Here is a 26,901-nt window from a genome sequence, read left to right as displayed (position 1 = left end):
CTGGCCGGTCAAGCGCCTTATGTCGCGCGCATGCCGCTATCGGAGCATCCTTCATGTCGATGACGCGGCGTGCCGCGCTGGCCGGCCTTGCCGCCATTCCCCTGCTCGCGCGATCGGCGGTTGTGCGTGCCGCCGAAACCGATCTCTCCGCCTTGTCCGACATCACGCGCGGCGTTGCGCCGATCGGCGCTGCCGAGCGCACCGCGCGGATCGCGCGCGCGCAGTCGCTGATGAAGGCACAGGGCATCGGCGCGGTGCTGATCGAGCCGGGCTCCTCGCTGATCTACTTTACCGGCGTGACGTGGCATCGCAGCGAGCGGCTTACCGCTGCCGTGCTGCCGGTCGAGGGCACGCCGCTGATCGTCACACCGTTTTTCGAGGAACCCTCGGTACGCCAGACGCTCGGCGTGCCGGCCGAGGTGCGCGTGTGGCAGGAGGACGAGGATCCGCTCGCGCTGGTCGCCGGCTTCCTCAGGGAGCGCAAACTCGCTGCGCGCCCCGTCGGGATCGAGGAAACGGTGCGCTATTTCGCGGTCAACGGTCTGGCACGGGCGCTGCCCGGCGCGCGGATCGTTTCGGCAAATCCCGTCGTGCGTGGTTGCCGGATGATCAAGACCGCGCCCGAGATCGCGCTGATGCAGGCCGCGACCGATGTCACCATCGCCGCCTATCGCTGGACCTGGCCGCGCGTCGAGAAAGGCATGTCGCCGCACGATATCGGCGCGCTGATGGATGCGGCGACCGACAGGCTCGGCGGCACCCCGGAATTCTCGCTCGTGCTGGTCGGCCCCGCCGCCGCTCTGCCGCATGGCAGTCGCGAGCCGCAGCGCGTCGCCGAGGGGCAGATCGTGCTGATGGATTGCGGCTGCACGGTGCAGGGTTATCAGTCGGACGTCTCGCGCACCTTCGTCCACGGCACGGCCAATGCAGAACAGCGCAAGGTGTGGGATCAGGTCGCGCGCGGGCAGCAGGTCGCCCTTGCCGCCGCCAAGGTCGGCGCGGCGGCGGGCAGCGTCGATGATGCGGTGCGGCGTTACTATGTCTCGCAAGGCTATGGGCCGGGCTACAAGCTGCCCGGCCTGTCGCACCGCACCGGCCATGGCATCGGACTCGACGGACATGAACCGGTCAATCTGGTCCATGGCGAGACGACACCGCTCGCGCCGGGCATGTGTTTTTCCAACGAGCCCGGCCTGTATCTGCCGGGCAAATTCGGCGTACGCCTGGAGGATTGCTTTCATATGACCGACAGCGGACCGCGCTGGTTCTCCGAACCGCCTGCCTCGCTCGACGCGCCGTTCGGATGAGCGGCGACAAGATACCGGTTTTCGTCAACGCCGGCGGTGGGACCGCGGCGGCCAAGGGCGACAAGCTGCGCGACGAACTCGAAACCGCCTTTGGCGAGGCCGGCGCGAACATCGACCTTGCGCTTCTTAATGGCGGCGAACTGAGCGAGGCGGTCGCCGCGCGTGCGAAGGAGGCGCTGGTCGTGGTCGGTGGCGGCGACGGTACGCTCGGCTGCGCGGCACAGGCGCTGGTCGACCATGGCGGCGCCACGCTCGGTATCCTCGCGCTTGGCACCCACAACCATCTCGCCAAAGAACTGGGCGTTCCGCTCGACCTCAAGGAGGCGGCGAAGCTGATCGTCGCGCGCCCAACCCGGCGGATCGACCTCGCGCGGGTCAATGGCCGCGTGTTCGTCAACAATGCCTCGGTCGGCTTCTATCCGCTGATGGTCCGCGAACGCGATACGCATCAGGAAAAGCACGGCATCCCCAAATGGCTTGCGACCCTGCCCGCAGCGCGCGAGGCGCTGCGCCGTCTGCCACAACATCGCCTGCACCTGGAGTTCCCGGACGGCGTCCGCGACGTGACGACGCCGATGCTGTTCGTCGGCAACAATCGCTACACGCTCGATGCCGGCAAGGTCGGACGACGCGAATCGCTCGATGGCGGCATGTTGTCGGTGTTTGCGGTGACCGCGACGTCGTCGGGTGCGTTGATCGGGGTCGCGTTGCGCACGCTGGTCGGACGCGCGGACCGTTCGCGCGATTTCGCCGCGATCGGCGAGGTACGCCGCTTCACCGTCGACGATCGATCGAGCGACCGTGAGATCGCGCTCGATGGCGAGGTCATCGAACTCGAAATGCCGCTGGAATTCAGCATCGAACCCGGCGCGCTCGAAGTTATTGCTCCGCCGAAAGGCTGAAACGCGATGCTACTCAAAGTGAGTAATCGCTCGTTGCTCTTGGCACCGAATCGGATCAATCTGACGTCATGCAGTCACTGCTCCGAAAGCAGGCGGTCCAGCCGCGCGCGCACCTGACGATCGAGCGGATCGTCGAGGCGGCGGCATGCCTGATCGAGGAACGCGGTCTGGTGGGGTACAACACCAATGCCGTCGCGGCGCGCGCCGGCATCAGTATCGGATCGCTCTACCAGTATTTCCCGGACAAGGACGCGATCATGATCGCGCTAGCGCGGCGCGAAACCGCCGGGTTGCGCGGCGATATCCATGATGCGCGGCTCGACCCGGGCAGCCGCGAGGCGTTGATTCGCCTGATCGATGCGGCGGTACGCTACCAACTGCGTCGGCCGGCGCTGGCGCGGGTGATCGACCTGGAGGAAGAGCGCCTGGCGCGCGACGGCGACGATACCGTGGCGCGTGCGCTGCGTGACGCGGTCGAGGGCGCCTTGCGCCGCCCGGGTATGCGACGGCTCGTCGACACCGCACTGGCGGTCGATGACCTGATCGCGATCGTCACCGGAATGATCGATGCCGCCGCGATGCGCGGCGAACGCGACGCGGCGGCGCTGGCGCGCCGGGTACGCGCCGCCGCCTTCGGCTATCTCGATCGCGCCCAGACGGCTTGAGCGAGAGGACACTGTCGCCTAAGCGACACAAATGACCTCGACCAATGACATTCGCCGCGCGTTCCTCGACTATTTCGCCAGCGAGGGGCATGCGCGCATCGCCTCGGCACCTTTGGTACCGCAGAACGACCCGACGCTGATGTTCGTCAACGCCGGCATGGTGCCGTTCAAGAACGTCTTCACCGGGCTTGAGACGCGGCCCTATGTCACCGCGACGTCGAGCCAGAAATGCGTTCGTGCCGGCGGCAAGCACAATGATCTCGACAATGTCGGCTACACCGCGCGCCACCACACCTTCTTCGAAATGCTCGGCAATTTCTCGTTCGGCGATTATTTCAAGGAACAGGCGATTATCCATGCGTGGACGTTGCTGACGCGCGATTTCGGCATCGACCCGAACCGCCTGACGGCCACCGTCTATCACACCGACGACGAGGCGTTCGATCTGTGGCGCAAGATCGCGGGCCTGCCCGAGCACCGTATCATCCGTATCGCCACCAAGGACAATTTCTGGGCGATGGGCGACAACGGCCCGTGCGGGCCATGCTCCGAGATCTTCTACGACCATGGCGATCATATCGCGGGTGGGCCGCCGGGCTCGCCCGATGAGGATGGCGATCGCTTCGTCGAGATCTGGAACCTGGTGTTCATGCAATATGAACAGCAGGCCAATGAGATCGTCGGCGAACTGCCCAAAAAGTCGATCGACACCGGCATGGGGCTCGAACGTATCGCCGCGGTGATGCAGGGCGTGCACGACAATTATGACACCGATACCTTCAAGGCGCTGATCGCCGCCTCGGGCGCGTTGACGCACACCGCGACCGATGGCGCCAACACGGCCAGCCACCGCGTGATTGCCGACCATCTGCGCACCTCTGGCTTCCTTGTCGCCGATGGTGTCCTGCCGGCGAACGAAGGGCGCGGTTATGTGCTGCGCCGGATCATGCGTCGCGCCATGCGGCATGCGCATATTCTCGGCGCCAAGGAGCCGTTGATGCACCGGCTCGTGCCGGCGCTGGTGACCGAGATGGGCGCGGCCTATCCTGAGTTGCTGCGCGCGCAGCCGCTGATCGAGGCGACGCTGCAGCAGGAGGAGACGCGTTTCCGCCAGACGCTCGACAAGGGCCTCAAGCTGCTCGACGAAGCGACGTTGGGGATGGTGGCCGGTGACACGCTGGCCGGCGCGACCGCGTTCAAGCTCTACGACACCTTCGGCTTCCCCTATGATCTGACCGAGGATGCGTTGCGTGCGCAGGGTCTGGCGGTCGACCGTGCCGGTTTCGACAGTGCGATGGGCGAACAGAAGCGCGCCGCTCGCGCCGCGTGGAAGGGGTCGGGCCAGCAGGTTTCTGACGATCTGTGGTTCGACATCGCCGAGGAATCGGGCGCGACCGAGTTCATCGGCTATGCGTCGGAGGAAGGCGAGGGCGAGGTGATCGCGCTGATCCGCGAAGGCCAGCGCGTCGAGCGCGCCGTGGCGGGCGAGACGGTCGACCTCGTCGTCAACCAGACGCCCTTCTATGCCGAGAGCGGCGGGCAGGTCGGTGACGCCGGCATTCTAAGCAACGATAAGGGTTTGCGCGGCGCGGTTGAGGATACGCACAAGCATCTCGGGCGGATCTGGGCGCACCGTACGCGGATCGAGGCGGGCGAGATCGCGATCGGCGATGCGGTGCACCTCACGGTCGATCATGGTCGCCGCGACGCGATCCGCGCCAACCATTCCGCCACCCACCTGCTCCACGCCGCACTGCGCGAGCGGCTCGGCACGCATGTCGCGCAGAAGGGCAGCCTGGTCGCGGCCGACCGTCTGCGCTTCGATTTCTCGCAGCCGACCGCGGTCGACGCGGCCGCGCTGGCGGCGGTCGAGGCTGATGTGAACGCCTATATCCGGCAGAACGATGCGGTGCAGACGCGGCTGATGACGCCCGACGAGGCGATCAAGGAAGGCGCGATGGCGCTGTTCGGCGAGAAATATGGCGACGAGGTCTGCGTCGTCTCGATGGGCCGTGCCGGTGAAGAGGTCTATTCACTCGAACTGTGCGGCGGCACGCACGTCAAGGCGACGGGCGATATCGGCCTGTTCAAGTTCGTCGGCGAATCCGCGGTGTCGTCGGGTGTGCGGCGCGTCGAGGCGCTGACCGGCGAGGCGGCGCGCGCCTGGCTGTCGGCGCGTGACGAGAAGCTGCGCGAGGCGGCGGCGGTGCTGAAGTCGTCACCCGACGAGGTGCCGGCGCGCGTTGCCGCTTTGGTCGAGGATCGGCGCCGGCTGGAGCGCGAACTGGCGGATGCCAAGAAGGCGCTGGCGCTGGACGGGTCGGCCGAGGCGGTCGGGCCGGAGCAGGTCGGCGACGTCGCGTTTCTGGGCCAGGTCGTTGACGGGCTCGACCCCAAGGCGTTGCGCGGCACGGTCGACGAGATGAAGCAGCGGCTCGGCTCGGGCGTGGCGATGGTCGTCGCGACCAATGAGGGCCGCGCCTCGGTGGCGGTCGGCGTGACCGACGACCTGACCGGCACACGCAACGCGGTCGATCTGCTGCGCGTCGCGGTGGCGGCGCTGGGCGGGCAGGGTGGTGGTGGCCGGCCCGACTTGGCGCAGGGTGGCGGGCCGGATGGCGCGAAGGCGGCCGACGCGGTGGCGGCGGTCAAGGCAGCGCTGGCGGCCTAGGTCAGGGGCGCTCGAGCACGGTGAAGGTGATCGGCGATCGCAGCCGGAAGCCGAGCCGCTCGTAGAGCGCGATCGCCGCGTGAATGTCGGCATAGCTGTGCAGGAACGGCGTCTTGCCGTGCGCGACGATCCGCGCCGCGACGATCGGCATCAGCGCGCCAGCCAGCCCGCGACCGCGAAAATCGGGGTGGGTGCAGACGCCGCTGACCTCGCGATACTGCCCGACATGCATGCGCTCGCCCGCCATCGCGGCAAGCCGACCATCGATCCGCACGCCGATGAAGTTGCCGAGGCGGTGCGTCCTGGCGAAGAAAGGGCCGGGCTGGGTCAGCGTTGCCAGCGCGAGCATCTCCGTCGCATCGTCGTCACCGAGGTCGAGGATCTCGAACCCCGTCGTTCCCGGCGCACGCGGGCGTTCGGCGACCATCTGGTGGCAGAGTGCGCGGCGGTGCAGGGTCATGCCGGGCGGCACCGGCCAGTCGGCGGTCTCGACCAGTCCGATCATCTCGCCGGCCGGGCACAGCGCGGCGAGCGCGGTCAGCGCCGCCGGGCCATCGTCGGCCGCAGCGGCGAACAGGCCGAGATCGGGCGCGAAGCGCAGCGCCGGCGCTGTGCCGGTGGCGCATGCCCGTTGGCTGCCGGTCAGCGCGTGCCAGACAGGTCGGTCGAGCAGATGCCCTGTCATGTCTTGCGGACGCGCCGGATGCGCGGCTCGCGGTCGAGTGCTGCGTCCTGCATGATTTCCTTGCGCAGTTCGTCGCGCTTCTCATGGATCGAGGCGATCACCGGCCCCATCGCCACGCCGAGATCGACCAGCACCGCCTCGGACAGTTGAAGCGAACTCTCCAGCGTCTCGGGCACGGCGTCGGTCGCGCCGGCGCGGTAGAGCTGCGCCGCATGCGCGGTATCGCGCGCGCGGGCGATGATCGTCAGCCCGGGCACCCAGCCGCGCACGCGGCGCGTCAACCGGATGCCGAGCACGGGATCGTCCATCGTCAGCACCAGTGCATCGGCATGACCGAGCCGCAGGCGATCGATCAGTTCGGGCCGCGAGACGTCGCCGAACAGGATCGGATAACCCTCGGCACGCGCCGCCTTGACCGCATCGATATCAGCCTCGACCGCGATGTAGCGCCGGCCATGGACCGCGAGCATGTCCGCCACCATCCGCCCGACGCGGCCGAAGCCGATCACCACGGTGCCCGGCCCCTCGGCGGGTATCTCTTCCTCGGCCACCGTATCGGAGCGGCGTTCGATGCGACGCGCGGCGAACTGGCCGAGCATGGCAAGCAAGGGCGTGATGGTCAGGCCGATCGCGGTGACCGTTTGCCAGAAGTTCGCCGTTTCGGGGCCGATCAGCTGGATCTGCGCGGCGGTACCGAGCACGATCAACGTGGTTTCGGAGGGGCTGCCCATCAACACCCCGGTTTCCGCCGCCGGCCCCGAGCGTACGCCGCCAAGCTTGAGCAGGCCGAAGGTGACCATCGTCTTCACTGCGACCACGCCGAAGATGGCGAGGAGCAGGCTCGGCCAGTTGGCGAGGATCATCTGCAGGTCGAGACGAAGACCGATCGTGATCAGGAACACGCCGAGCGCGAGGCCCTTGAACGGCGCGGTGATCACCTCGACCTCGCTGTGGTAATCGGTTTCGGCAATCAACAGGCCGGCGAGCAGCGCGCCCATGATCGGCGACAGACCGGCCGCCGCGGTGGCGAGGCTGGCAACGATTACGACCAGCAGCGAGGCGGCGAGGAACAGTTCCGGGCTCTTGGTGCGCGCCGCCTGGGCGAACAGGCGTGGCAGGACGAAGCGACCGCCGACGAACAGCGCGGCGACGGTCAGCGCCCCCCGCACCAGCACGCCGGTGATCGCCCCGAGCCCGCCTTCAGCGCCGGGAGCGAGCGCGGCCAGGCCGAAGATGATCGGGACCAACGCCAGATCCTCGAACAACAGCATCGCGAAAGCCGAGCGTCCCACCGGACCGGTGGTGCCGGCGATCGGCAGCACCAGCGCGGTCGACGACAGCGCCAGGGCAAGTCCGAGCCCGATCGACCCGACCCAGCCCAGGCCGGTCAGGTGAAGCGCAAAGCCGAGCACGACGCCGGCACCGATCAACTGCGCAGCACCGGTGCCGAACACGGCGCCGCGCATCGACCAGATGCGCTTGAACGACAATTCGAGCCCGATAGAGAACAGCAGCAGGATGATGCCGAATTCGGCAAAAGGCTCGATCGCATGCGGATCGGAGATGGTGATGTAGTAGAGCCACGGATAACGTGGCACCAATCCTCCGAGCATCGACGGGCCGACGAGGAGACCGACCAGGATGAAGCCGATCACCGGGCTGATTTTGAAACGCGCAAAGGCCGGGATGACGAGCCCCGCCGCGCCGAGAATCACCAGCGTGTCGCTGAAGCCCTGGTTGTCCAATCCGATTGCCATGTCCGCACCTTGGGCGCTGGGCGCGGCTTTGTCAGCCGATGTCTGATACCGATGTCGTCATCATCGGCGGCGGGCCGGCGGGCATGGTTGCCGGCCTGTTGCTCGCCAGGGCCGGCGTAAGGACGGTGGTGCTCGAAAAGCATGCCGATTTCCTGCGCGATTTTCGCGGCGACACCGTCCACCCCTCGACGCTGCGCTTGTTCGACGAACTCGACTTGCTGACCGCACTGCTGGCGCGGCCGCACCAGAAGGTCAGCGAGCTGGGCGGGCGGATTGCCGGCCGCAATCTCAAACTGGTCGACTTTCGCCATCTGCACGTGCCGGCACCCTATATCGCGCTGATGCCGCAATGGGAGTTTCTCGACTTCGTCGCCGGCGAGGCGCGGCGCTATCCCGACTTCACACTACGTCAAAGCTGCGCGGGCGAAGCGCTGATCGAGGAGGGCGGGCGTGTCGCTGGGGTAAGGACCAGCGAAGGCGAGATGATCCGCGCGCGGCTATTGATTGCAGCGGACGGACGCGATTCGCGCTTTCGCGCCGGCTTCCCGCAAACCGCGGTGGGCGCGCCGATGGACGTGTTCTGGTTCCGCCTGCCCAAGCGCGCCGCGCCGAGCAACGACAGCATGGGCGTGTTCGATACGGGCCGCATCTTCGTGCTGATCGATCGCGGCGATTATTGGCAGTGCGCCTTCGTTTTCCCCAAGGGGATGGCCGACACGGTACGCGGCGAAGGCCTGCCGGCGTTTCGTGACCGTGTGCGGGCGGTCGGTCCCGAAACGGCGGGAGTCGACCAGGCGATTACCGACTGGGACCAGATCAAGTTGCTCACCGTATCGGTCGATCGCCTCGAGCGTTGGCATCGGCCGGGGCTGTTGCTGATCGGCGATGCCGCGCACGCCATGTCGCCGCTCGGCGGAGTCGGGATCAACCTCGCGATCCAGGATGCAGTCGCTACCGCCAACATCCTCGCCGAACCGCTATCGCGTGGCGCCGATCCCGATCCGTTGTTGCCGCGGGTCGCGGCGCGGCGTCTTTTCGCGGTCAGGGCGACCCAGGCGGCGCAGCGCCTGGTACAGGATCGGATCGTCGCGCCGTTGCTGGTGGGCGGAACACCGATGACGAAGCCGCCGCTGGTGGCGCGGGCTTTCAACCGGTTCGCGCTGCTGCGGCGCATCCCGGCGTTTTTCGTCGGGCTCGGCGTCCGCCCCGAGCACATCCGATCGCTCGATGCCGGACGGCGCCGACAGGGCTGAGTCGCAGGCGGTGTTCTCCCCGAAAGCCGCGCAATTTCGTTCCGGAACAGGGAGAAACAGCGAGTAACAGGGAGCAAGTGGCAGATATCAGGGAGCGGCGTTCCCTGTTGCGACCTTCGAACAGGGAGCGGCCAGAGCGATATCCGGGCACCACCAGTGCGTTATCAGGGAGTGACAGCGGTTGGTGATGATAGCCGGAGGGGGCGTGCCGAAGGCGGCGCCGCAGCAGCACCGGGCAGGCAGCTGCTTATGTTACCAACGATGGGAAAGAGCCGGCCGCGCCATACAAAACGCGGTCCCGGGTCCACTTTCGGGTAAAGCCGCGACGGATTGAATCACGCCGCGTGCGTCGCACACATTCCCATCGATCTAGCGTCGCGGCCTTTGCTTCCCGTCGCGCGGACGGGAAGCGATAGGCGCGGCGGTCAGGCGATCAGGCCGCCTGCGGTCATCTTGCCCTCGAGATTGGCGCGGACCGCCTCGAAGAACTGTTCGGTGGTCATCCACGGCTGGTCGGGGCCGATCAGGATCGCGAGATCCTTGGTCATCGCGCCATTTTCGACCGTCTCGATGCAGCAGCGCTCAAGCGTCTCGGCAAAGGCCGTCACTTCGGGCGTGCCGTCGAACTTGCCGCGATACTTAAGGCCACCGGTCCAGGCGAAGATCGACGCGATCGGGTTGGTCGAGGTCGCCTTGCCCTGCTCGTGCATGCGGAAGTGGCGCGTGACGGTGCCGTGCGCGGCCTCGGCCTCGACGGTCTTGCCGTCGGGCGTGAGCAGCACCGAGGTCATCAGGCCGAGCGAGCCGAAGCCCTGCGCGACCTGGTCCGACTGTACGTCGCCGTCGTAATTCTTGCAGGCCCAGACGAACTCGCCATGCCATTTGAGCGCGCTGGCGACCATGTCGTCGATCAGGCGATGCTCGTAGACGATGCCAGCTTCCTTGAACTTGTCCTTGAATTCGGCGTCGAAAACCTCGGCAAAGAGGTCCTTGAAGCGGCCATCATAGGCCTTGAGGATCGTGTTCTTGGTCGACAGATAGACCGGCCAGCCGAGGTTGAGGCCGTAGTGCATCGAGGCGCGGGCGAAATCGCGGATCGAATCGTCGAGATTGTACATCGCCATGGCGACGCCCGAGGAGGGGTATTGGAAAACTTCCTCGTCGATCACCGTGCCGTCGTCGCCCTCGAACACGAGGCGCAGCTTGCCCGGGCCGGGAACGCGGAAATCGGTCGCGCGATACTGATCGCCAAAGGCGTGGCGGCCGACGACGATCGGATGGGTCCAGCCCGGGATGAGGCGCGGGACGTTCTTGATCACGATCGGTTCGCGAAACACCACGCCGCCAAGGATGTTGCGGATCGTGCCGTTGGGCGACTTCCACATCTTCTTGAGCTTGAATTCCTCGACCCGCGCCTCGTCCGGGGTGATCGTGGCGCACTTCACGCCGACGCCATATTTCTGGATCGCGCGGGCGCTATCGACGGTGACCTTGTCGTCGGTCGCGTCGCGATGCTCGACCGCGAGGTCGTAATAATCGAGGTCGATATCGAGATAGGGGAGAATCAGGCGTTCCCGGATCCACTGCCAGATGATCCGCGTCATTTCGTCGCCGTCGATTTCCACGACGGGCGTCTTTACCTTGATCTTCGCCATCGATGCCTTCTGTTTCCGGAGGAGGGAGGTTGGCGACGCGTCTAGGGACAAGGTGCGCCTTGATCAACCGCCGCGACGCGTGTGTATCGCATAGGCAATACACGTTGCGATTGTGCGTCGCGGCATCGCGGGGTAGAGAGAGGGGATGGCATCACCCGAAAATCCGGATTCCGCGACCAGCACGGTCAAGTGGCGCATCCCCGAGCTGCATCCCGAAGGCCGCAAATATGTCCTGATCGCAGCGGTCGTCGCCCTGCTTGCCTGGGTGTTCGTCCCGATCCTGACCTGGCCGTTCATCGGCCTGACCTTGTGGGTTGCGCTGTTCTTCCGCGATCCGATCCGCGTCACGCCGCAGGGCGAGGGGCTGATCATCGCGCCCGCCGATGGGTTGATCACGCTGATCGAGCGCGTGCCGGTCCCGCGCGAGATGGCCGGGCCCGACGGCTTGGGCGACGCGCCGATGGTGCGCGTATCGATCTTCATGTCGGTGTTCGACGTCCATATCAACCGCACGCCGATTGCGGGCACGATCCGGCAGGTCGTTTATATTTCCGGCAAGTTTCTCAACGCCGATCTCGACAAGGCGAGCGAGGAGAATGAACGCCAGCATATCGTCGTCGAGGGGCGCGACGGTCGACGCGTCGGCTTCACCCAGATTGCCGGCCTGGTGGCGCGGCGCATCGTGCCCTTCGTCAAGCCCGGCGACATGGTGGCGAGCGGTCAGCGCATCGGCTTGATCCGTTTCGGTAGCCGCGTCGATGTCTATCTGCCCGAGGGAATCAATTGCCAAGTGGTGCTGGGGCAGCGCAGCGTTGCCGGCGAGACCGTGCTCGGCCGCCCCGAAATCTCGACGCCGACCGGCATTACCCAGTGAGGCACGCCACGTGAGAGTACCGCGTCCGGGTCATATCCGGCGGGGCCTGCCGCTTCGTGCGGTGGCACCCAATGCCGTGACCGCGCTCGCTCTGTGTTCAGGGCTGACGGGTATCCGCTTCGCGATCGCCGGCCATTGGGAACTGGCGGTGGCGATGGTGATGATCGCCGGGGTGCTCGATGGCCTCGACGGGCGGATCGCGCGGATGCTGCACGGCGAGAGCCGGTTCGGCGCGGAACTCGATTCGCTGAGTGACGCGATCTCGTTCGGCGTCTCTCCTGCGCTGATCCTCTATCTGTGGTCGCTCGAAAAGCTCCCGCGATTCGGCTGGCTGTGCGCGCTGCTGTTGGCGGTGTTCTGCGCGCTGCGTCTCGCGCGCTTCAACGCCAATATCGACCTCACCGACCAGCCGCACAAGTCGGCAGGCTTCCTGACCGGCGTTCCGGCACCAGCCGGTGCCGCGCTGGCAATGCTGCCGCTCTATTTGTGGTTCGTCACCGAGCAACCGATCCTGCGCTCACCCTATATCGTCGCGCCGTGGGTCGCGCTGGTGGCCAGTTTGATGGTGTCGAGCATGGCCACCTTCAGCTGGGGTTCGCTCAAACTCCGGCGGCGCATTCGCTTCGAGGCGATCGTCGTGGTGGTCTTGCTGGGAGCCGCGCTCATCTCGGCAACCTGGGAAACGCTCGCCGCGCTGACGATCGCCTATCTCGCGACGTTCCCGTTCAGCATCCGCGCCTATGCGCGGGTCACGCGGCTGCGCGCAACGTCGCCCGGGTCGGTTGTGCCAGCGCCGTCCGCACCCGCGAGCGAACCCGATTCTCACTGACGATCAGCGCCGGGCGAACAACAAGCGTTGGATCCACACCGTCGCGCAGCAGGCCAATGATACGGGGCATGGCGGGCACGAGCGTGAACGCCAGCACCCAGGCGGATGCCGCGAACGCGGCGGCGAAAACCAGGTAACCGACAACCGTGATCATTGCGCAACTCCCTGCAATATGGGCAGTGTTGACACCTCACGACGTGGTGACGCCGCCAAAGGTTCCATTGCCCCGTTTCGATCGCTTTATGTTCCGCTAATGTTCGCGATGTCAAGCGGCTAATACGACCTTGCAAGTGCGCTCGCGTTCGGCTATCGGCCCCGCCTCAACCCGCATGGGAAGCACATATAGCCGGTGTCCGGAGCAATCCGGGTTACTCGCTTCCCAGAGGCATAACCGGAAAGGAACCATCCTATGGCGGCACCTGTCGTCTCCATGCAGCAATTGCTCGAAACGGGCGCGCACTTCGGCCACCAGACGCATCGCTGGAACCCGAAGATGAAGCCCTACATCTTTGGCGACCGCAACGGCGTCCATATCCTCGATCTGTCGCAGACCGTGCCGCTGTTCGCGCGCGCGCTCGAATTCGTCAGCGACCGCGTCGCCTCGGGCGGCAAGGTGCTGTTCGTCGGCACCAAGCGCCAGGCGCAGGAGCCCGTCGCCGACGCCGCGCGTCGCTCGGGCCAGCATTTCGTCAACCATCGCTGGCTGGGCGGCATGCTCACCAACTGGAAGACCATCTCCAACTCGATCAAGCGCCTCAAGACGCTCGAAGAGCAGCTGTCGGGCGACACGCACGGCCTGACCAAGAAGGAAGTGCTGCAGCTCACCCGCGAGAAGGACAAGCTCGAAATGTCGCTCGGCGGCATTCGCGACATGGGCGGCATCCCGGACGTGATGTTCGTGATCGACGCCAACAAGGAAGAGCTGGCGATCAAGGAAGCCAACACGCTCGGCATTCCGGTCGTCGCGATCCTCGATTCGAACGTCAGCCCGGACGGCATCGCGTTCCCGGTGCCGGCGAACGATGACGCCAGCCGCGCCATCCGCCTGTACTGCGAGGCGATCGCGATCGCCGCAACGCGTGGCGGTCATGAGCAACAGGCGCGTCGCGGTGCCGACATCGGTGCGATGGACGCGCCCCCGGTCGAGGAAGCGCTGACCGTCGAGCCGGCCGCCGAAGTCGAAGCCGCTGCCCCGGTCGAGGCGCCCGTCGCCGCGCCGGTCGAAGTAGCGGCACCGGAAATGGCCGCCGAGGAAGAGCGTCAGCTCGACGCCTGAAGCGTCGCCGAACCGTCATGCGGGCGGGGTAGGGCGACAAGCCTTACCTCGCCCGCAACGATATTCTGAGTAGAAGGAAGACTGACATGGCCGAGATCACGGCAGCAGCGGTTAAGGACCTGCGCGAAAAGAGCGGCGCAGGCATGATGGATTGCAAGAAGGCATTGACCGAAGCGGGTGGCGACCTGACCGCCGCGCTCGACTGGCTGCGCACCAAGGGCCTTGCCGCCGCCGCCAAGAAGTCGAGCCGCACCGCAGCCGAAGGGCTGATCGGCGTTGCTGTCAACGGCACCGTCGGTGCCGCGATCGAGGTCAATTCCGAGACCGATTTCGTTGCCAAGAATGATCAGTTCCAGGGCTTCGTGCGCGACGTGACGTTCGTGGCGCTCGAACTGGGTGACGATCTCGACGTGATCAAGGCTGCGGCGCTCGGCGGCAAGACCGTCGAGGAGACGCTGACCAACAACATCGCGACGATCGGCGAGAACCAGTCGCTGCGTAGGGCCAAGCGCCTGACGGTTTCGTCGGGTGCGGTCGTGCCGTACGTCCACAACCAAGCCGGCCCCGGCCTCGGCAAGATCGGTGTGCTGGTTGCGCTTGAGAGCGAAGCCGACAACGACGCGCTGCAGGCGCTGGGCAAGCAGCTCGCGATGCACATTGCTGCTGCCTTCCCGCTGGCGCTGAACGAGGCCGATCTCGACCCGGCGATCGTTGAGCGCGAGCGCGCGATCGCCACCGAAAAGGCCGCCGAGAGCGGCAAGCCCGCCGACATCGTCGCCAAGATGGTCGATGGCGCGATCGCCAAGTACCGCAAGGAAAACGCCCTGGTCAGCCAGCTGCTGGTGATGGACGGCAAGACCAAGATCTCCGACGTCGTCGCCAATGCCGCCAAGGCGGCGGGCAAGCCGATCGCGCTGACGGGCTATGTCCGCTTCCAGCTCGGCGAGGGAATCGAGAAGGACGTCAGCGACTTCGCCGCCGAAGTTGCGGCCGCTTCCGGCGTGCCGCAGGCCGTCGCCTGACATCGCCGTGCCGCCGGCCGGGTCGACCTGTTCGACCCGGCCGGCGGACGACATATGCGGAGGTTGTGCGACAATCTTCGCGCGCCTAAGGTCCGCGCCGCGCTTCCCAACCGTCGAGGCCTGATGACAGCCCCCCGTTACAAACGCATCCTCCTGAAACTTTCGGGCGAGGTCCTGATGGGCGAGGGTGGCCTCGCCATCGACCCCACCGTGACCGCGCGTGTTGCCGGCGAAATCGCCGATGCCAAGGCCGCCGGCTATGAGCTCTGCGTCGTCGTCGGCGGCGGTAACATCTTTCGCGGCATGGCCGGCGCCGCGCGCGGCATGGACCGCGCGACCGGCGACTATATGGGCATGCTCGCCACGGTAATGAACGCGCTGGCGGTGCAGAACGCGCTCGAGCAGATCAACGTCGAGACCCGCGTCCAGTCGGCGATCCCGATGGCCAGCGTGTGCGAGCCGTTCATCCGGCGCCGCGCGATGCGCCACCTCGAAAAGGGCCGCGTGGTGATCTTCGCCGCCGGCGTCGGCAGCCCGTTCTTCACCACCGACAGCGGTGCCGCCTTGCGTGCCGCCGAGATGAAGTGCGACGCGCTGTTCAAGGGCACGTCAGTCGACGGCGTTTATGATGCAGATCCCAAGGTCATTCCGACCGCAACGCGTTATGCGACCGTCAGTTACGACACGGTGCTTGCAGACAACCTCAAGGTGATGGATGCCAGCGCGATCGCATTGTGCCGGGACAACAATATCCCGATCGTCGTGTTCAACATCCGCGAGCCGGGCAATCTTGCCGCGGTGCTGCGAGGTGAGGGCGTCTCGACGGTCGTACAAAAGGAAGGATGAGCGATGGCTCTCTATGACAAGGCCGATCTCGAACGCCGCATGGCCGGTGCGGTCGAAGCGCTGAAGCACGATCTGGTCGGGCTGCGCACCGGCCGGGCCTCGACCTCGCTGCTCGATCCCGTCACGGTCACCGTCTATGGATCGCAAATGCCGCTCAACCAGGTGGCGACCGTCTCGGCACCCGAGCCGCGCCTGTTGTCGGTGCAGGTCTGGGACAAGACCAATGTCGGCCCGGTCGACAAGGCGATTCGCTCGGCCGGCCTGGGCCTCAACCCGATCGTCGACGGTACGACGCTCCGACTGCCGATTCCCGACCTCACCGAGGAGCGCCGCAAGGAACTCGCCAAGCTCGCCGGCCAATATGCCGAGAAGGCGCGCATCGCCGCGCGCAATGTGCGACGCGATGGCATGGACAATCTCAAGACCGACGAGAAAAAGGGCGTGTTCGGCGAGGACGAGCGCAAGCGCCATGAGGTCGAGGTACAGAAGCTGACCGATTCGACGATTGCCGACATCGATGCCGCGGCGACCGCCAAGGAAAAGGAAATCCTGGGCAAGTGAGCCTGCGTGCCGCCCCTGCGCCCGACGCGGCGACGGGCTCGGCCAGCCTGCCCCGGCATGTCGCGATCATCATGGACGGCAATGGCCGCTGGGCCAAGAAGCGTCATTTGCCGCGTCTCGCCGGGCACCGTCAGGGGGTCGAGGCGGTGCGCCGCGTGAGTCGGGCGGCGCGAGCGATGGGGCTCGAGGCGCTGACGCTCTACGCCTTTTCTTCGGAGAATTGGCGGCGCCCGCAGGAAGAGGTCGGCGACCTGATGGGGTTGCTGCGGCTGTTCATCCGCACTGATCTGGACGAGCTGGTGCGCGAAAATGTCCGGCTGCGGGTGATCGGCGACTATCGCCGTTTCTCGCCCGACCTCGTCGCGCAGGTGGACGAGGCGCTGGCGCGCACCGCGAGCAACGATGGGCCGATCCTGGTGATTGCGCTCAATTACGGGTCGCAGAGCGAGATTGCCGCCGCCGCGCGGCGCCTGGCCGAGAAGGCCGTCGCCGGGGAGATCGACCCGGCCGAGATCGATGCCGACATGATGGCCGGCGAACTCGATACCGCCGGTCTGCCGCCGCTCGACCTGCTGATCCGCACGTCGGGCGAGGTGCGCCTGTCCAATTTTCTGCTGTGGCAGGCGGCTTATGCCGAATTGCTGTTCGTCGACACGCTGTGGCCCGATTTCAACGGCGACACCCTGGCCGAAGCGGTAAGCTTGTTCGCGCAGCGCCAGCGCCGGTTTGGCGGTCTGTGAACGATTCGCAGACGCCCGCGCGGCTCTCCGAGCTGCAATTGCGCATCATTGTCGGCCTCGCGCTGATCGGTGTCGCGAGCACCGGGCTCGTCCTCGGCGGAGTCGCCTTCTGGGTCCTGTGCGTCGTGCTGGCGCTGCTGATGATGGGCGAATGGGCCAATCTTGCGGGTGCGCCGCCCCAGTCCGGGCGATTGGCGCAGTTCGCGCTTTCGGTACCCCTGGCGATCATGGCGCCGCATTTTGGCGCGGGACCGGGCTTTCTGGCACTTGGCCTGCTCGCGGGCGCGGCATTTTTTGTCGTGATCGTGACGCGTCGTCCGCACCTTGCCGTCGGTCTGCTCTATGCCGGCTTGCCGGTGATGGGCCTGATGCTGCTACGCGGTCAGCGCGAGGGCGCGATCTTTACGCTCTGGGCGCTCGCGCTGGTCTGGATGTGCGACATCGGCGCCTATTTCGCCGGCCGCGCGATCGGCGGGCCCAAGCTCGCGCCGGCAATCAGCCCCAACAAGACCTGGGCCGGCCTTGCCGGCGGTGTCGTCGCGGCGAGCCTGTTCGGCGCGGCGATGCATTGGCAATTCGGGCTGCCCTGGCGGTTGACGCTCGCCACGCCCGCGCTCGCCGCGTTGGCGCAGGGCGGGGATTTGTATGAAAGCTGGCTCAAGCGGCGAGCCGGTGTGAAGGACAGCGGCAACATCCTGCCCGGCCATGGCGGCGTGCTCGATCGCCTCGACGGGCTCGTGCCGGTCGCGCCGGTTGCGGCATTGCTCGCCGTGGCGCTGCCAAAGCTCTATCACCTGCTGCCATGATGAAGACCGTCTCGATTCTCGGTGCGACCGGCTCGGTCGGCAGTTCCACGCTCGACCTGGTCGAGCGCGAGCCCGACCGCTTCCAGGTGCTTGCCCTGACCGCCAATTGCGATGTCGAAAAGCTGGCGGCTGCCGCGATTCGCACCAATGCGCGGCTCGCCGTGGTGGCGGACGAAAGCTGCCTCCCGGCACTGCGGGAACGGCTCGCCGGTACCGGCATCGCCACGGCCGGCGGCAATGCCGCGCTGCTCGACGCGGCGGCGATGGGCGCCGACTGGACGATGGCGGCGATCGTCGGCTGCGCCGGCCTCGAGCCGGTGATGGCGGCGGTCGCACGCGGCGGCACTGTGGTGCTCGCCAACAAGGAGCCGCTCGTTTCGGCCGGAGAGGTTATCCTCGCGGCTGCCGGGGCGAGCGGCGCGACACTGCTGCCGGCCGATTCGGAGCATAATGCGATCTTCCAGTGCTTCGATCCGGCGCGGCCGGAGCGGGTGCGGCGGATCATCCTGACGGCGAGCGGTGGCCCGTTTCGCGACCGTTCGCTCGCCGAGATGCGCGGCGTGACGCCCGAGCAGGCGGTCGCGCACCCCAATTGGTCGATGGGCGCGAAGATTTCGGTCGATTCGGCGACGATGATGAACAAGGGGCTCGAACTGATCGAGGCGGCGCGGTTGTTCCCGGTGCCGACCAGCCGGATCGAGATCGTCATCCACCGCCAGTCGGTGATCCACTCGCTGGTCGATTATGTCGACGGGTCGGTGCTGGCGCAGCTCGGGCCGCCCGACATGCGCACGCCGATCGCGCACTGCCTCGCCTGGCCCGATCGCATGGCGACGCCGATGGCGCCGCTCGATCTGGTGGCGATCGGACGGCTCGATTTCGAGGCACCCGATCCGGTGCGCTTCCCGGCGCTGCAACTGGCGCGCGACGCGGTCGAGGCGGGCGGGGCGCGGCCGGCGATTCTCAATGCCGCCAACGAGATCGCGGTCGCAGCGTTTCTCGCGCGGCGCATCGGCTTCCTCGAAATTGCCGCAATCGTCGCCGATACGCTGTCGTGCTACGACCCGCCCGCGCCCTTGACGCTCGATGCCGTGCTGGCGGTCGACGGCGAAGCGCGAAGGATCGCGGGCGAACGAGTAGAGGATTGCGTCGCTTGATCCATAATCCGGGCTTTCTCTTCACCGTCATGGCGTTCGCGCTCGTCATCGGGCCGCTGATTTTCGTCCATGAAATGGGCCATTATCTTGCCGGGCGCCTGTTCGGCACCAAGATTGATGCCTTCTCGATCGGCTTTGGCCCGGAGGTTGCGGGCTGGACCGATCGACGCGGCACGCGCTGGAAGCTCAGCGCCTTCCCGCTCGGCGGCTATGTGAAATTCGCCGGCGACATGAATGCGGCGAGCGAACCCGATCCGGCGTGGCTCGAACTGCCGGCCGAGGAACGGGCGATGACCCTGCCGGGCAAGCCGGTGTGGCAGCGCGCGATCATCGTCGCGGCGGGGCCGGTCGTGAACCTGTTGCTCGCCGTGTTGATCGTCTCCTGTTTCGTCTATGTTCGTGGCGAAGACGTTACGCCGGCGCAGGTCGGCAAAGTCGTCACCGGCAGCGCCGCTGCTTCCGCTGGATTAGCGCCAGGCGACCGCATCCTCGCCTTGGGCGGAAGGGCGGTTGATACATATGGCGACATGGCTGATTTCACTCAGTTACGTCCAGGCGAGCCGATCACGATCGATTTCGTGCGCGCAGGCGTTGCCAGACAGGTCAGGGCGACGCTTGGCGCCGTTATTCTGAAGGACAAGTTCGGCAACAGCGCGAGGGTCGGTCAGCTGGGAATCGGGCCAGTACAGCCGGTGGCGCGGCCGGTCAGCCTTATCGCAGCGCCGATCGTCGCTGTGCGTATCGTGCGCGAAATCATTACGGGGCAGATCGACGCCATCGGCCAGATCATCGTTGGCAAGCGTTCGGTCAAGGAACTCGGCGGCCCGATCAAGATCGCACAATATTCCGGCCAGCAGTTCAGCTTGGGGCCTGAGGCGGTGATCGGGTTCATCGCGATGATTTCGATTAATCTGGGATTCATCAACCTGTTGCCAATCCCCATGCTTGATGGTGGACACCTGCTCTTTTATGCGATCGAGGCGGTGCGGCGGCGTCCGGTGGAGCCGAATGTCCAGGAATGGGCGTTTCGCGGCGGCCTCGCCGCGATCCTCGCGCTAATGCTGTTGGTGACGTTCAACGATCTCGGTTCATTCGGTCTGTGGAAGCTCACCGGGTTGATCGGTTGACGTGGTTGAGGCAGGGCTGGCGCGCCCGCGAATTTTCTCCGATTGGGGTGGCATAGTGACGATCAAGGTTTCCACGTTCGGCGCCCGCGCCACCGCCCTGTTGCTCGGGGGGACGATGCTGGCCGGCGTGCCGGTTGCCGCCTGGGCGCAGACGGCACCGGCAAGTCCTGCGGCGGTGACGCCCGCGCCGGTCGCTGCCGCGCTGCCCACGCCGCCGGTGGCGCGTGTCATCAAGTCGCTGCGCGTCGAAGGCTCGCAGCGGATCGAGGCGGAAACGGTGCTGTCCTACACCAAGCTGCGTGTCGGCCAGGCCTATTCGAACGAGACGCTCGATCAGGCGATCAAGGATCTCTATGCCAGCGACCTGTTCGCCGACGTGTCGATCAACGGCGCTTCGTCGGGCGAGATCGTGCTGCGCATCCGCGAGAACCCGATCATCAACCGCATCGTCTTCGAGGGCAACAAGCGCCTGAAGGAAGACAAGATCCGCAAGGAGATCAAGCTCGCGCCGCGACAGATCTTCACGCGCACCGCCGTCCGCCAGGACGTCGCACGGATCATCGAGCTGTATCGCCGCCAGGGTCGCTTCGCGGCGTCGATCGAGCCCAAGATGGTCGCACTCGACCAGAATCGTGTCGACATCATCTTCGAGGTCAATGAAGGGCCGAAGTCGAAGGTCCGCCAGATCAACATCCTCGGCAACGAGGTGTTTTCGGACAGCAAGATCCGCGAGCAGATGGCGACCAAGGAAGCGCGCCTCAGCCGCATCCTGAGTTCGAGCACGAGCTACGATCAGGATCGCCTCGCCTATGACCAGCAGAAGCTGCGCCAGTTCTACCTGACGCAGGGTTATGCCGATTTCCGCGTCACCTCGGCGGTTGCCGAGCTTACGCCGGACAAGAAGGACTTCATCATCACCTATGTGGTGGAGGAGGGTAAGCGCTACAAATTCGGCGATGTGACGGTCGACAGCGACATTCGAGATTTCGACAACAAGAGGCTCGCGGCGAGCCTCGGGATCATCAAGGGCAGCTGGTACAACGCCAAGAAGGTCGAGGATTCGGTCGATGCGCTGAACCAGTCGGCCGGCCTGTTCGGTTATGCCTTCACTGATACGAGCCCCGAATTCCAGCGCGACCCCGACACGCTGACGATGTCGATCAACTTCCACATCGCGCAGGCGCAGCGGACCTATGTCGAGCGCATCAACATCAACGGCAACACCCAGACGCAGGACAAGGTAATCCGGCGCGAGATCCGCATTGCCGAGGGTGACGCGTTCAACAGCTTCCAGGTCAAGCGTTCACAGGACCGCATCAACTCGCTCGGCTTCTTCCAGGACAAGTTCGAGATCAAGCAGGTGCCGGGATCTTCGCCCGACCGCGTCGTGCTCGAGGCGAATGTCGAGGAGAAATCGACCGGCGAACTGTCGCTGTCGGCCGGTTTCTCGAGCCTCGAGAAATTCATCATCCAGGCCTCGATCACGCAGCACAATTTCCGCGGCAAGGGCCAGGAGTTGCGCGCCAGCGTCAATTATTCGACCTATTCCAAGTCGATCGAGCTCGGCTTTACCGAGCCTTATCTGTTCGACCGCAACATCGCGATCGGCGGCGACATTTTCCGGCGCGACTACAACGCGTTCAATTATGTCGGCGATCAGCGCCAGACGACCTATCAGCAGGTTTCGACCGGTTTCCAGGTTCGCGCCGGTATTCCGCTGACCGAATATTGGCAGCTCGCGGCGCGTTACGGCCTTACCTATGATCAGGTCACGCTCGATCAGAACAGCTATTACACCAATGGTGTGTGCGATCCGCTCAAGGCCGGACGTTATCTGTGCGAGGCGATCGGCAATCGCTGGACGTCGTCGATCGGCTATTCGCTGATCTTCGACAGCCTCAACAACCGCCTGCGGCCGACCGCGGGCCAACGCTTCGTGTTCAGTCAGGATCTCGCGGGGCTTGGTGGCGACGTGAAATATGTCCGGACGCGCTTCGAGGGATCGAAATTCTTCAACGCCGGCCATGGCTTCATCTTCTCGGCCAATCTCGAAGGCGGCTACATCAAGTCGCTCGAAGGCAGCAAGGCGCCGGGCGTTGACGGTATCCGCATCACCGACCGCTTCTATCTCGGCGAGCCGGATTTCCGCGGTTTCGACATTCGCGGCGTCGGCCCGCGCGTGACGCGCGCCAATTATACGACGGATACGGCAGGCAACCAGGTGCCGGTGACCGACAAAACCCAGATCGCCGACGATGCGCTGGGTGGCCGTGCCTATTATCTCGGCCGGATCGAGATGGAAATTCCGCTCGGCTCCGGTGCTCATGAACTCGGCCTGCGTCCGTCGATCTACATCCAGGCCGGCGCGCTGTTCGGAATCACCAGGCCGCAGCCAACCGCGACCTTCCCGATCTTTATTGATCCGGTCACCGGAAAGCAGACAATCCTGCCGATAACTGATCGACCAGTATTCGACGGTTCTGGTCGACAACTATTCGTTGTGCCGAGAAGCGACGCGACTACTCCGGAACAGGCAACGACCTGTCAAATCGGCTATTCATCGGTAAGCGGAGGTACATGCGTCGGTACCTCTATTAACACTCCGTACCCCAATTCGATCGCGCCGTTCAAGGAGACCTTCATCGGCGATTCCGCGAGGCCGCGCCTCTCGGTTGGTGCGGGCGTTAACTGGAATTCACCGTTCGGGCCGCTGCGTATCGATCTTGCTTATGCCCTGCTCCACGACAAGGGCGACGATACGAAGCTCATCACTTTCAACGTAGGGACACAATTCTGATGAAGACCACTATCAAGCTGTTGCTGGCCGGTGCCGTGATCGCGCCCGTGGCCTTGTTCGCGGCGATGCCCGCGACCGCACAGGCCGTCGCCGTCGCCGATCCGGAAGGCGCGATTGCCGCGAGCAAGGCGTTTACCGCCGCCAATGCGCAGATCCAGACGACCTTCAAGGCGTCGCTCGATCAGGCGCAGGCGCGTCGTGCTGCTATTCAGGCCGAGTTGAAGCCGCTCTACGAGGTACTCGACTCCAATCATGACGGTCAGCTGAGCCAGCCGGAAATCGATGCCGCCAACCAGGCAAAGCGCCCGGAACTGGCCTCGATCCAGGCCAAGCAGGCCGCGGCGCAGGCTGAACTCGCCCGCCTCGAAGGTCCGGCGACGCGCGCGCAGCAATATGCCGTCGAGCAGATTTCCGCCAAGCTTCAGCAGGCGATCACGTCGGCCATGGCGAAGCGCGGCACCAATGTGCTGCTGAAGCCGGCCGCCGTTTTCACCGCCCAGGGCCAGGGCGATCTGACCCCGGCGATCACCGCCGAACTCGACACGCTGGTGCCGAGCGTCAGCATCACGCCGCCCGCCAATTGGCAGCCGGGTCAGCAGCAGGCGGCACCGGGCGCGGCGCCGACGGCGCCGGCCGCCCCCGCCACTGGCCGTCGTCCCCAGGGCCGGTGAGCGAAGTCGAAGCGGTAACGTCGCTTGGCCCGCTCGATATCGGGCGGGTCATGGCGGCGTTGCCACATCGCTATCCGATGTTGCTGGTCGATCGCGTCGAGGAGCTGATCCTCGACCGTTCGATCGTCGCGATCAAGGCGGTGACGATCAACGAGGGCTTCTTCCAGGGGCATTTCCCCGGACGCCCGATCATGCCCGGCGTGCTGATCGTCGAGGCGCTCGCGCAGGCCGCCGGCGTGCTCGCGGTAGAATCGCTCGGGCTCGCCGGTTCTGGCAAGCTCGTTTATTTCATGGCGATCGACGGGGCGAAGTTTCGCAAGCCGGTCGAACCCGGCGTGTTGCTGCGGCTCGAAGTCGAATTCGTCCAGAAACGGTCGAGCGTGTGCAAGTTCGCCGGTCGCGCGACGATCGACGGGCAACTCGCGGCTGAGGCCAATTTCACCGCGATGATCGCCGACCCGCCCAAGGCGTGATGCGATGAACATTGCGCGCCATGCCACCCGGGTTTTTCTGCTCGGGGGCGTTGGTGCGCTATTGGGCGGCGCCACGGCGCCTGGCACGAGCAAGGACTGGTACCGCATTACCGTCGCCGACGGCAGCGTGATCGGTGCCGCATCGCACGAGATTTCGCGTGACGGGGCCGGCACGACGATCACCGATGTGCAGGACATCAGCCTGATCGAGTCGCATCATGGTGCGATGGCGTTGCACCAGCAGCGCGTCGAGCGGCGCGACGCCACCGGCCATACGCTTTCGATCATCGACAAGAGTCGCAGCGGCGATGCGACAACCGAGACGTCGATGCAGATCGCCGGGGACGTCGCGCGCATCACCCGCCGCACCGGTGCGGGAGAGCGTCACGTAACGATCCCTTTGCCGCCGGGCGTCCGACTCGATGATGGCGATGGGCTATTGAACGATTGGGACATGGCGCGTGACCGCGTCTTGGCATTCGATCAACTGGACATCGGCTCGATGGCGATCGAGCACGTCGTACTCGAGCGGGTGTCGGGAGTTCAGCACGAAGCCGGCGGATCGATCGCGGTCATGCGTCGCCATTATGACGGAGACCAGCTCCGTGCCGTGGCGCGATTGTTGCTCGACGAACGGCACCAAATCATTGCCGTGACCCATCCGATGTTCGGTACCCGGATCACGCTGCATGCGACCGATCGGAACATCGCGCAGCAACCGCATCCCCCCCTGCGGATCGATCTGGAGATGGCGGTTGCCTCACCGTTTCACATCTCCATCGTCGCGATGCGTGGGCATATTCGGTATCGCTTTCGCTTCGCTGACGGAATGCGGTTCCTGCCGCCCCAGACCGGCGAGCAGCGCGTGACGATGACGGAAGAAGGGGCGACCGTGGATGTCTGCAACGACTGTGGCCCCGGGCTCGCAAGCGACGCCGCGGCGTTGAGCGCGGCGCGCCAGCCGACAACGTGGCTGCAAAGCGACAACGCCGTGCTGCGCGACCTGGCGGCGCCCGTTGTCGGAATGAACGTATCGGACGGACGCAAGATGGCGCTTCTCGCGACCAGGGCGCGACGACGTTTGTCGAAGCTAGACCCATGGGGGCATTATTCGGCGCTCGACGCGTTGAAGCGCGGCGCCGGCGACTGCACCGAGGATGCCGTCGTGCTCGCCGCGTTGGGGCGCGCTGTCGGCATACCGACCAAGGTGGTCAATGGCCTGGCCTATGTGCGCGGTGAATTTCACGGCGAACGCAATGCCTTTTTGCCGCATAGTTGGACAATCGCCTGGGTCGACGGCGCGTGGCGCAGTTTCGACATGTCGCTCGACGGGTTCGATGCCACGCATATCGCGCTGACGGTCGGCGACGGGGACGCGCGATCGGTATTGGCGGTTGGTGCATTGGCCAGCCTGCTCGTGTGGCAGGACATGGCCGAGGTGCGGGCGGCGCCGTAAGCGGAGCGGGAGCGGGTTCAGTCGCGCTTTTGACGCGGTTCCGGCGATTCCCTGGGCCCGGCAGTCGCGACGGCCGCCGTCACGCGTGCCGACAGCGCCGGTGCCGTCGCGCGTTCATAGACCACCGGCAGTTCGGGCCGGCTGTGATCGTCGACCTCGATCATCTCGGCCTGGTCGGGTTGGCGGACGCCGCCGACGATGATCTCCATCTCGTCGCCAGGGCAGGCGGCAAAAGCCGGCGTCGCTACGCTTGCCAGGGCGATCGCCGCGAGCGCGGGTCGCAGCGGGAGACGATAGGAAACGCAGATGTCACCCCGGCACCCTGCCAGCAACGCCTTGCGCCCGGCGTCGTCCATATCGGTAAGGTCGAAGACGGTACGCTGACACATACGGCAAAAACCACCATCCATCACGGTGGCGAGCCGGTCCTTATAGGGGCAGGGGCTGGTGATGCGCGGAAACACGGCCATGGCGGGCTCCTCAATACGCGCAATTCTATCGTCAACCTGGGCGCCTGTCGAGGTCGGTCGCGCCCACCGCCGGTTGCGCACGACCCGGTGCTCTGCTAGGGGCCGCGCCTTCGCCGCTGGTCGGAAACCAGTGGCATATCGAAGGAATATGACGTGAAGAAAGATATTCACCCCGATTATCACATGATCAAGGTCCAGATGACCGACGGCACCGTGTTCGAGACGCGCTCGACCTGGGGCAAGGAAGGCGATCTGATGACGCTCGACATCGATCCGCTGGCGCATCCGGCCTGGACCGGCGGGCGCGGCACGATGCTTGACGCGGGCGGCCAGGTGGCACGCTTCAACAAGCGCTTTGGCGGCCTTACGCTGAAGAAGTGAGATCGGGGCAAGGCGCCGTCGTTAACGGCGCCTTAGCCATCCCGATCTAAGCTGCCGGCATGCAAGCCAGGCAGACCAACATCTCATCCGAATATGAACCGGCGGTGGTCAACCGCCGGCGTGCGCCGCGTGCGCCGGTGTCGCTCGATGCCAAGCTCGGACGCGGCGGGCTCGATCGCACCTTGTGCCGCATCGTCGACCTGTCGCAGCAGGGTGCGCGCATCCGCAGCTATTCCGCGCTGCGCAAGGACCAGGTGATCTGGCTCACGCTCCCCGGTGTCGGACAGGTCGCCGCGACGGTTAAATGGGCCGACGATTTCGAAGCCGGCTGCCTGTTCCGCGAGCCGCTTGCCGAGCACATCTTCGAGACGTTGGTCGACGTGGGCGGCGTCTGACCGCACTGCAGGAGCAATTGGCGGAGAGGGTGGGATTCGAACCCACGGTGAGCTTGCACCCACGGCGGTTTTCAAGACCGCTGCCTTAAACCACTCGGCCACCTCTCCGCGCAAAACGCGCATAG

The 26,901-nt window shown here is 65.7% G+C and carries 25 protein-coding genes and 1 tRNA gene; 21 read left to right on the top strand and 5 right to left on the bottom strand.

The features are described 5' to 3' along the window. The first annotated feature begins 53 nt into the window (after window positions 1–53). From U1839_RS05215 to alaS, 4 genes are all read left to right on the top strand, one after another. Window positions 54–1,307, top strand: coding sequence for a M24 family metallopeptidase (locus tag U1839_RS05215; RefSeq protein ID WP_332802594.1), 1,254 nt, complete (start codon window positions 54–56; stop codon window positions 1,305–1,307). Continuing rightward, window positions 1,304–2,209 (top strand): diacylglycerol/lipid kinase family protein, encoded by a 906-nt coding sequence (locus U1839_RS05210; protein WP_332802593.1) that lies wholly within the window; start codon window positions 1,304–1,306, stop codon window positions 2,207–2,209. The genes U1839_RS05215 and U1839_RS05210 overlap by 4 nt, the downstream gene beginning before the upstream one ends. Window positions 2,210–2,277: 68 nt before the next feature. Then, on the top strand, window positions 2,278–2,874 hold the full coding sequence (locus U1839_RS05205; RefSeq protein ID WP_332802592.1) for a TetR/AcrR family transcriptional regulator: 597 nt from the start codon (window positions 2,278–2,280) through the stop codon (window positions 2,872–2,874). Between the two features lie 31 nt (window positions 2,875–2,905). After that, window positions 2,906–5,545 (top strand): alanine--tRNA ligase, encoded by a 2,640-nt coding sequence (alaS, locus tag U1839_RS05200; RefSeq protein WP_332802591.1) that lies wholly within the window; start codon window positions 2,906–2,908, stop codon window positions 5,543–5,545. A gap of 1 nt (window position 5,546) precedes the next feature. Here alaS and U1839_RS05195 read toward each other — a convergent pair whose 3' ends face one another. Together U1839_RS05195 and U1839_RS05190 are read right to left on the bottom strand one after the other, a co-directional pair. Beyond that, entirely contained in the window at window positions 5,547–6,230 is a 684-nt protein-coding gene (locus U1839_RS05195) for a GNAT family N-acetyltransferase (protein ID WP_332802590.1), read from the bottom strand. Then, on the bottom strand, window positions 6,227–7,987 hold the full coding sequence (locus tag U1839_RS05190) for a cation:proton antiporter domain-containing protein (protein WP_332802589.1): 1,761 nt from the start codon (window positions 7,985–7,987) through the stop codon (window positions 6,227–6,229). The genes U1839_RS05195 and U1839_RS05190 overlap by 4 nt, the downstream gene beginning before the upstream one ends. Before the next feature lie 38 nt (window positions 7,988–8,025). Between U1839_RS05190 and U1839_RS05185 the strand changes: the two genes are divergently transcribed. Then, window positions 8,026–9,240, top strand: a complete 1,215-nt coding sequence (locus U1839_RS05185) for an FAD-dependent oxidoreductase (RefSeq protein ID WP_332802588.1) — start codon at window positions 8,026–8,028, stop codon at window positions 9,238–9,240. 425 nt (window positions 9,241–9,665) lie between these two features. Here the strand turns inward: U1839_RS05185 and U1839_RS05180 are convergent, their stop codons facing one another. Beyond that, the gene (locus tag U1839_RS05180) at window positions 9,666–10,895 is read right to left on the bottom strand and encodes an NADP-dependent isocitrate dehydrogenase (RefSeq protein ID WP_332802587.1); all 1,230 of its coding nucleotides are present in this window, start codon (window positions 10,893–10,895) and stop codon (window positions 9,666–9,668) included. A gap of 145 nt (window positions 10,896–11,040) precedes the next feature. Between U1839_RS05180 and U1839_RS05175 the strand changes: the two genes are divergently transcribed. The 14 genes from U1839_RS05175 to U1839_RS05110 all read left to right on the top strand — a co-directional run bounded on the left by U1839_RS05175 (window position 11,041) and on the right by U1839_RS05110 (window position 25,530). Further along, on the top strand, window positions 11,041–11,769 hold the full coding sequence (locus U1839_RS05175) for a phosphatidylserine decarboxylase (RefSeq protein ID WP_332802586.1): 729 nt from the start codon (window positions 11,041–11,043) through the stop codon (window positions 11,767–11,769). 10 nt (window positions 11,770–11,779) lie between these two features. Next, window positions 11,780–12,598: a CDP-alcohol phosphatidyltransferase family protein gene (locus tag U1839_RS05170; RefSeq protein ID WP_443030571.1), complete on the top strand. Its 819-nt coding sequence runs from the start codon at window positions 11,780–11,782 to the stop codon at window positions 12,596–12,598. 409 nt (window positions 12,599–13,007) lie between these two features. Continuing rightward, complete coding sequence (rpsB, locus tag U1839_RS05165) at window positions 13,008–13,874, top strand: 30S ribosomal protein S2 (RefSeq protein WP_332802584.1); 867 nt, start codon at window positions 13,008–13,010, stop codon at window positions 13,872–13,874. 86 nt (window positions 13,875–13,960) lie between these two features. Continuing rightward, window positions 13,961–14,896, top strand: coding sequence for a translation elongation factor Ts (tsf, locus tag U1839_RS05160; RefSeq protein ID WP_281124345.1), 936 nt, complete (start codon window positions 13,961–13,963; stop codon window positions 14,894–14,896). A 123-nt stretch (window positions 14,897–15,019) separates the two neighbouring features. After that, window positions 15,020–15,742 carry a UMP kinase gene (pyrH, locus tag U1839_RS05155; protein ID WP_332802583.1) on the top strand — a complete coding sequence of 241 codons (723 nt, stop codon included), beginning with the start codon at window positions 15,020–15,022 and terminating at the stop codon, window positions 15,740–15,742. Between the two features lie 3 nt (window positions 15,743–15,745). Further along, window positions 15,746–16,303, top strand: a complete 558-nt coding sequence (gene frr / locus U1839_RS05150; RefSeq protein ID WP_332802582.1) for a ribosome recycling factor — start codon at window positions 15,746–15,748, stop codon at window positions 16,301–16,303. Then, window positions 16,300–17,043, top strand: a complete 744-nt coding sequence (locus U1839_RS05145; RefSeq protein WP_443030570.1) for an isoprenyl transferase — start codon at window positions 16,300–16,302, stop codon at window positions 17,041–17,043. Before frr ends, U1839_RS05145 begins: the two co-directional genes overlap by 4 nt. Beyond that, on the top strand, window positions 17,040–17,849 hold the full coding sequence (locus U1839_RS05140) for a phosphatidate cytidylyltransferase (protein WP_332802581.1): 810 nt from the start codon (window positions 17,040–17,042) through the stop codon (window positions 17,847–17,849). The genes U1839_RS05145 and U1839_RS05140 overlap by 4 nt, the downstream gene beginning before the upstream one ends. Next, window positions 17,849–19,006 carry a 1-deoxy-D-xylulose-5-phosphate reductoisomerase gene (locus U1839_RS05135; protein ID WP_332802624.1) on the top strand — a complete coding sequence of 386 codons (1,158 nt, stop codon included), beginning with the start codon at window positions 17,849–17,851 and terminating at the stop codon, window positions 19,004–19,006. Before U1839_RS05140 ends, U1839_RS05135 begins: the two co-directional genes overlap by 1 nt. After that, a complete protein-coding gene (locus tag U1839_RS05130; protein WP_332802580.1) occupies window positions 19,003–20,133 on the top strand; it encodes a M50 family metallopeptidase in 1,131 nt (376 codons plus the stop codon). The genes U1839_RS05135 and U1839_RS05130 overlap by 4 nt, the downstream gene beginning before the upstream one ends. 115 nt (window positions 20,134–20,248) lie before the next feature. Further along, window positions 20,249–22,930: an outer membrane protein assembly factor BamA gene (bamA, locus tag U1839_RS05125; protein ID WP_332802623.1), complete on the top strand. Its 2,682-nt coding sequence runs from the start codon at window positions 20,249–20,251 to the stop codon at window positions 22,928–22,930. Then, entirely contained in the window at window positions 22,930–23,601 is a 672-nt protein-coding gene (locus U1839_RS05120) for an OmpH family outer membrane protein (RefSeq protein ID WP_332802579.1), read from the top strand. The genes bamA and U1839_RS05120 overlap by 1 nt, the downstream gene beginning before the upstream one ends. Then, window positions 23,598–24,074 (top strand): 3-hydroxyacyl-ACP dehydratase FabZ, encoded by a 477-nt coding sequence (gene fabZ, locus U1839_RS05115; RefSeq protein WP_332802578.1) that lies wholly within the window; start codon window positions 23,598–23,600, stop codon window positions 24,072–24,074. The genes U1839_RS05120 and fabZ overlap by 4 nt, the downstream gene beginning before the upstream one ends. Window positions 24,075–24,078: 4 nt before the next feature. Next, entirely contained in the window at window positions 24,079–25,530 is a 1,452-nt protein-coding gene (locus tag U1839_RS05110; RefSeq protein ID WP_332802577.1) for a transglutaminase-like domain-containing protein, read from the top strand. Window positions 25,531–25,547: 17 nt separating this feature from the next. On the opposite strand, the gene U1839_RS05105 is transcribed toward U1839_RS05110, so the two are convergent. Continuing rightward, entirely contained in the window at window positions 25,548–26,000 is a 453-nt protein-coding gene (locus tag U1839_RS05105) for a hypothetical protein (RefSeq protein WP_332802576.1), read from the bottom strand. 153 nt (window positions 26,001–26,153) lie between these two features. Between U1839_RS05105 and rpmE the strand changes: the two genes are divergently transcribed. Both rpmE and U1839_RS05095 read left to right on the top strand, forming a co-directional pair. Further along, complete coding sequence (gene rpmE, locus U1839_RS05100) at window positions 26,154–26,381, top strand: 50S ribosomal protein L31 (RefSeq protein WP_281124354.1); 228 nt, start codon at window positions 26,154–26,156, stop codon at window positions 26,379–26,381. A gap of 59 nt (window positions 26,382–26,440) precedes the next feature. Continuing rightward, window positions 26,441–26,776, top strand: a complete 336-nt coding sequence (locus U1839_RS05095; protein ID WP_332802575.1) for a PilZ domain-containing protein — start codon at window positions 26,441–26,443, stop codon at window positions 26,774–26,776. An 18-nt stretch (window positions 26,777–26,794) separates the two neighbouring features. Here the strand turns inward: U1839_RS05095 and U1839_RS05090 are convergent. Further along, window positions 26,795–26,884: transfer RNA gene (locus U1839_RS05090), tRNA-Ser, on the bottom strand. Between the last annotated feature and the right edge of the window lie 17 nt (window positions 26,885–26,901).

This window comes from Parasphingomonas halimpatiens (genome assembly GCF_036663795.1).
Taxonomy (GTDB): Bacteria; Pseudomonadota; Alphaproteobacteria; order Sphingomonadales; family Sphingomonadaceae; genus Sphingomonas.
The sequence above is the reverse complement of the archived record's forward strand: the minus strand, read 5'-3'. Positions and strand labels throughout refer to the sequence as shown.

Excerpts from the sequence above, each read along its gene's own strand:
- U1839_RS05215 (WP_332802594.1), top strand. The coding sequence starts at position 54 with ATGTCGATGACGCGGCGTGCCGCGCTGGCCGGCCTTGCCGCCATTCCC.
- U1839_RS05210 (WP_332802593.1), top strand. The coding sequence starts at position 1,304 with ATGAGCGGCGACAAGATACCGGTTTTCGTCAACGCCGGCGGTGGGACC.
- U1839_RS05205 (WP_332802592.1), top strand. The coding sequence starts at position 2,278 with ATGCAGTCACTGCTCCGAAAGCAGGCGGTCCAGCCGCGCGCGCACCTG.
- alaS (WP_332802591.1), top strand. The coding sequence starts at position 2,906 with ATGACCTCGACCAATGACATTCGCCGCGCGTTCCTCGACTATTTCGCC.
- U1839_RS05195 (WP_332802590.1), bottom strand. The coding sequence starts at position 6,230 with ATGACAGGGCATCTGCTCGACCGACCTGTCTGGCACGCGCTGACCGGC.
- U1839_RS05190 (WP_332802589.1), bottom strand. The coding sequence starts at position 7,987 with ATGGCAATCGGATTGGACAACCAGGGCTTCAGCGACACGCTGGTGATT.
- U1839_RS05185 (WP_332802588.1), top strand. The coding sequence starts at position 8,026 with ATGTCTGATACCGATGTCGTCATCATCGGCGGCGGGCCGGCGGGCATG.
- U1839_RS05180 (WP_332802587.1), bottom strand. The coding sequence starts at position 10,895 with ATGGCGAAGATCAAGGTAAAGACGCCCGTCGTGGAAATCGACGGCGAC.
- U1839_RS05175 (WP_332802586.1), top strand. The coding sequence starts at position 11,041 with ATGGCATCACCCGAAAATCCGGATTCCGCGACCAGCACGGTCAAGTGG.
- rpsB (WP_332802584.1), top strand. The coding sequence starts at position 13,008 with ATGGCGGCACCTGTCGTCTCCATGCAGCAATTGCTCGAAACGGGCGCG.
- tsf (WP_281124345.1), top strand. The coding sequence starts at position 13,961 with ATGGCCGAGATCACGGCAGCAGCGGTTAAGGACCTGCGCGAAAAGAGC.
- pyrH (WP_332802583.1), top strand. The coding sequence starts at position 15,020 with ATGACAGCCCCCCGTTACAAACGCATCCTCCTGAAACTTTCGGGCGAG.
- frr (WP_332802582.1), top strand. The coding sequence starts at position 15,746 with ATGGCTCTCTATGACAAGGCCGATCTCGAACGCCGCATGGCCGGTGCG.
- U1839_RS05135 (WP_332802624.1), top strand. The coding sequence starts at position 17,849 with ATGAAGACCGTCTCGATTCTCGGTGCGACCGGCTCGGTCGGCAGTTCC.
- bamA (WP_332802623.1), top strand. The coding sequence starts at position 20,249 with ATGCTGGCCGGCGTGCCGGTTGCCGCCTGGGCGCAGACGGCACCGGCA.
- U1839_RS05120 (WP_332802579.1), top strand. The coding sequence starts at position 22,930 with ATGAAGACCACTATCAAGCTGTTGCTGGCCGGTGCCGTGATCGCGCCC.
- U1839_RS05110 (WP_332802577.1), top strand. The coding sequence starts at position 24,079 with ATGAACATTGCGCGCCATGCCACCCGGGTTTTTCTGCTCGGGGGCGTT.
- U1839_RS05105 (WP_332802576.1), bottom strand. The coding sequence starts at position 26,000 with ATGGCCGTGTTTCCGCGCATCACCAGCCCCTGCCCCTATAAGGACCGG.
- U1839_RS05095 (WP_332802575.1), top strand. The coding sequence starts at position 26,441 with ATGCAAGCCAGGCAGACCAACATCTCATCCGAATATGAACCGGCGGTG.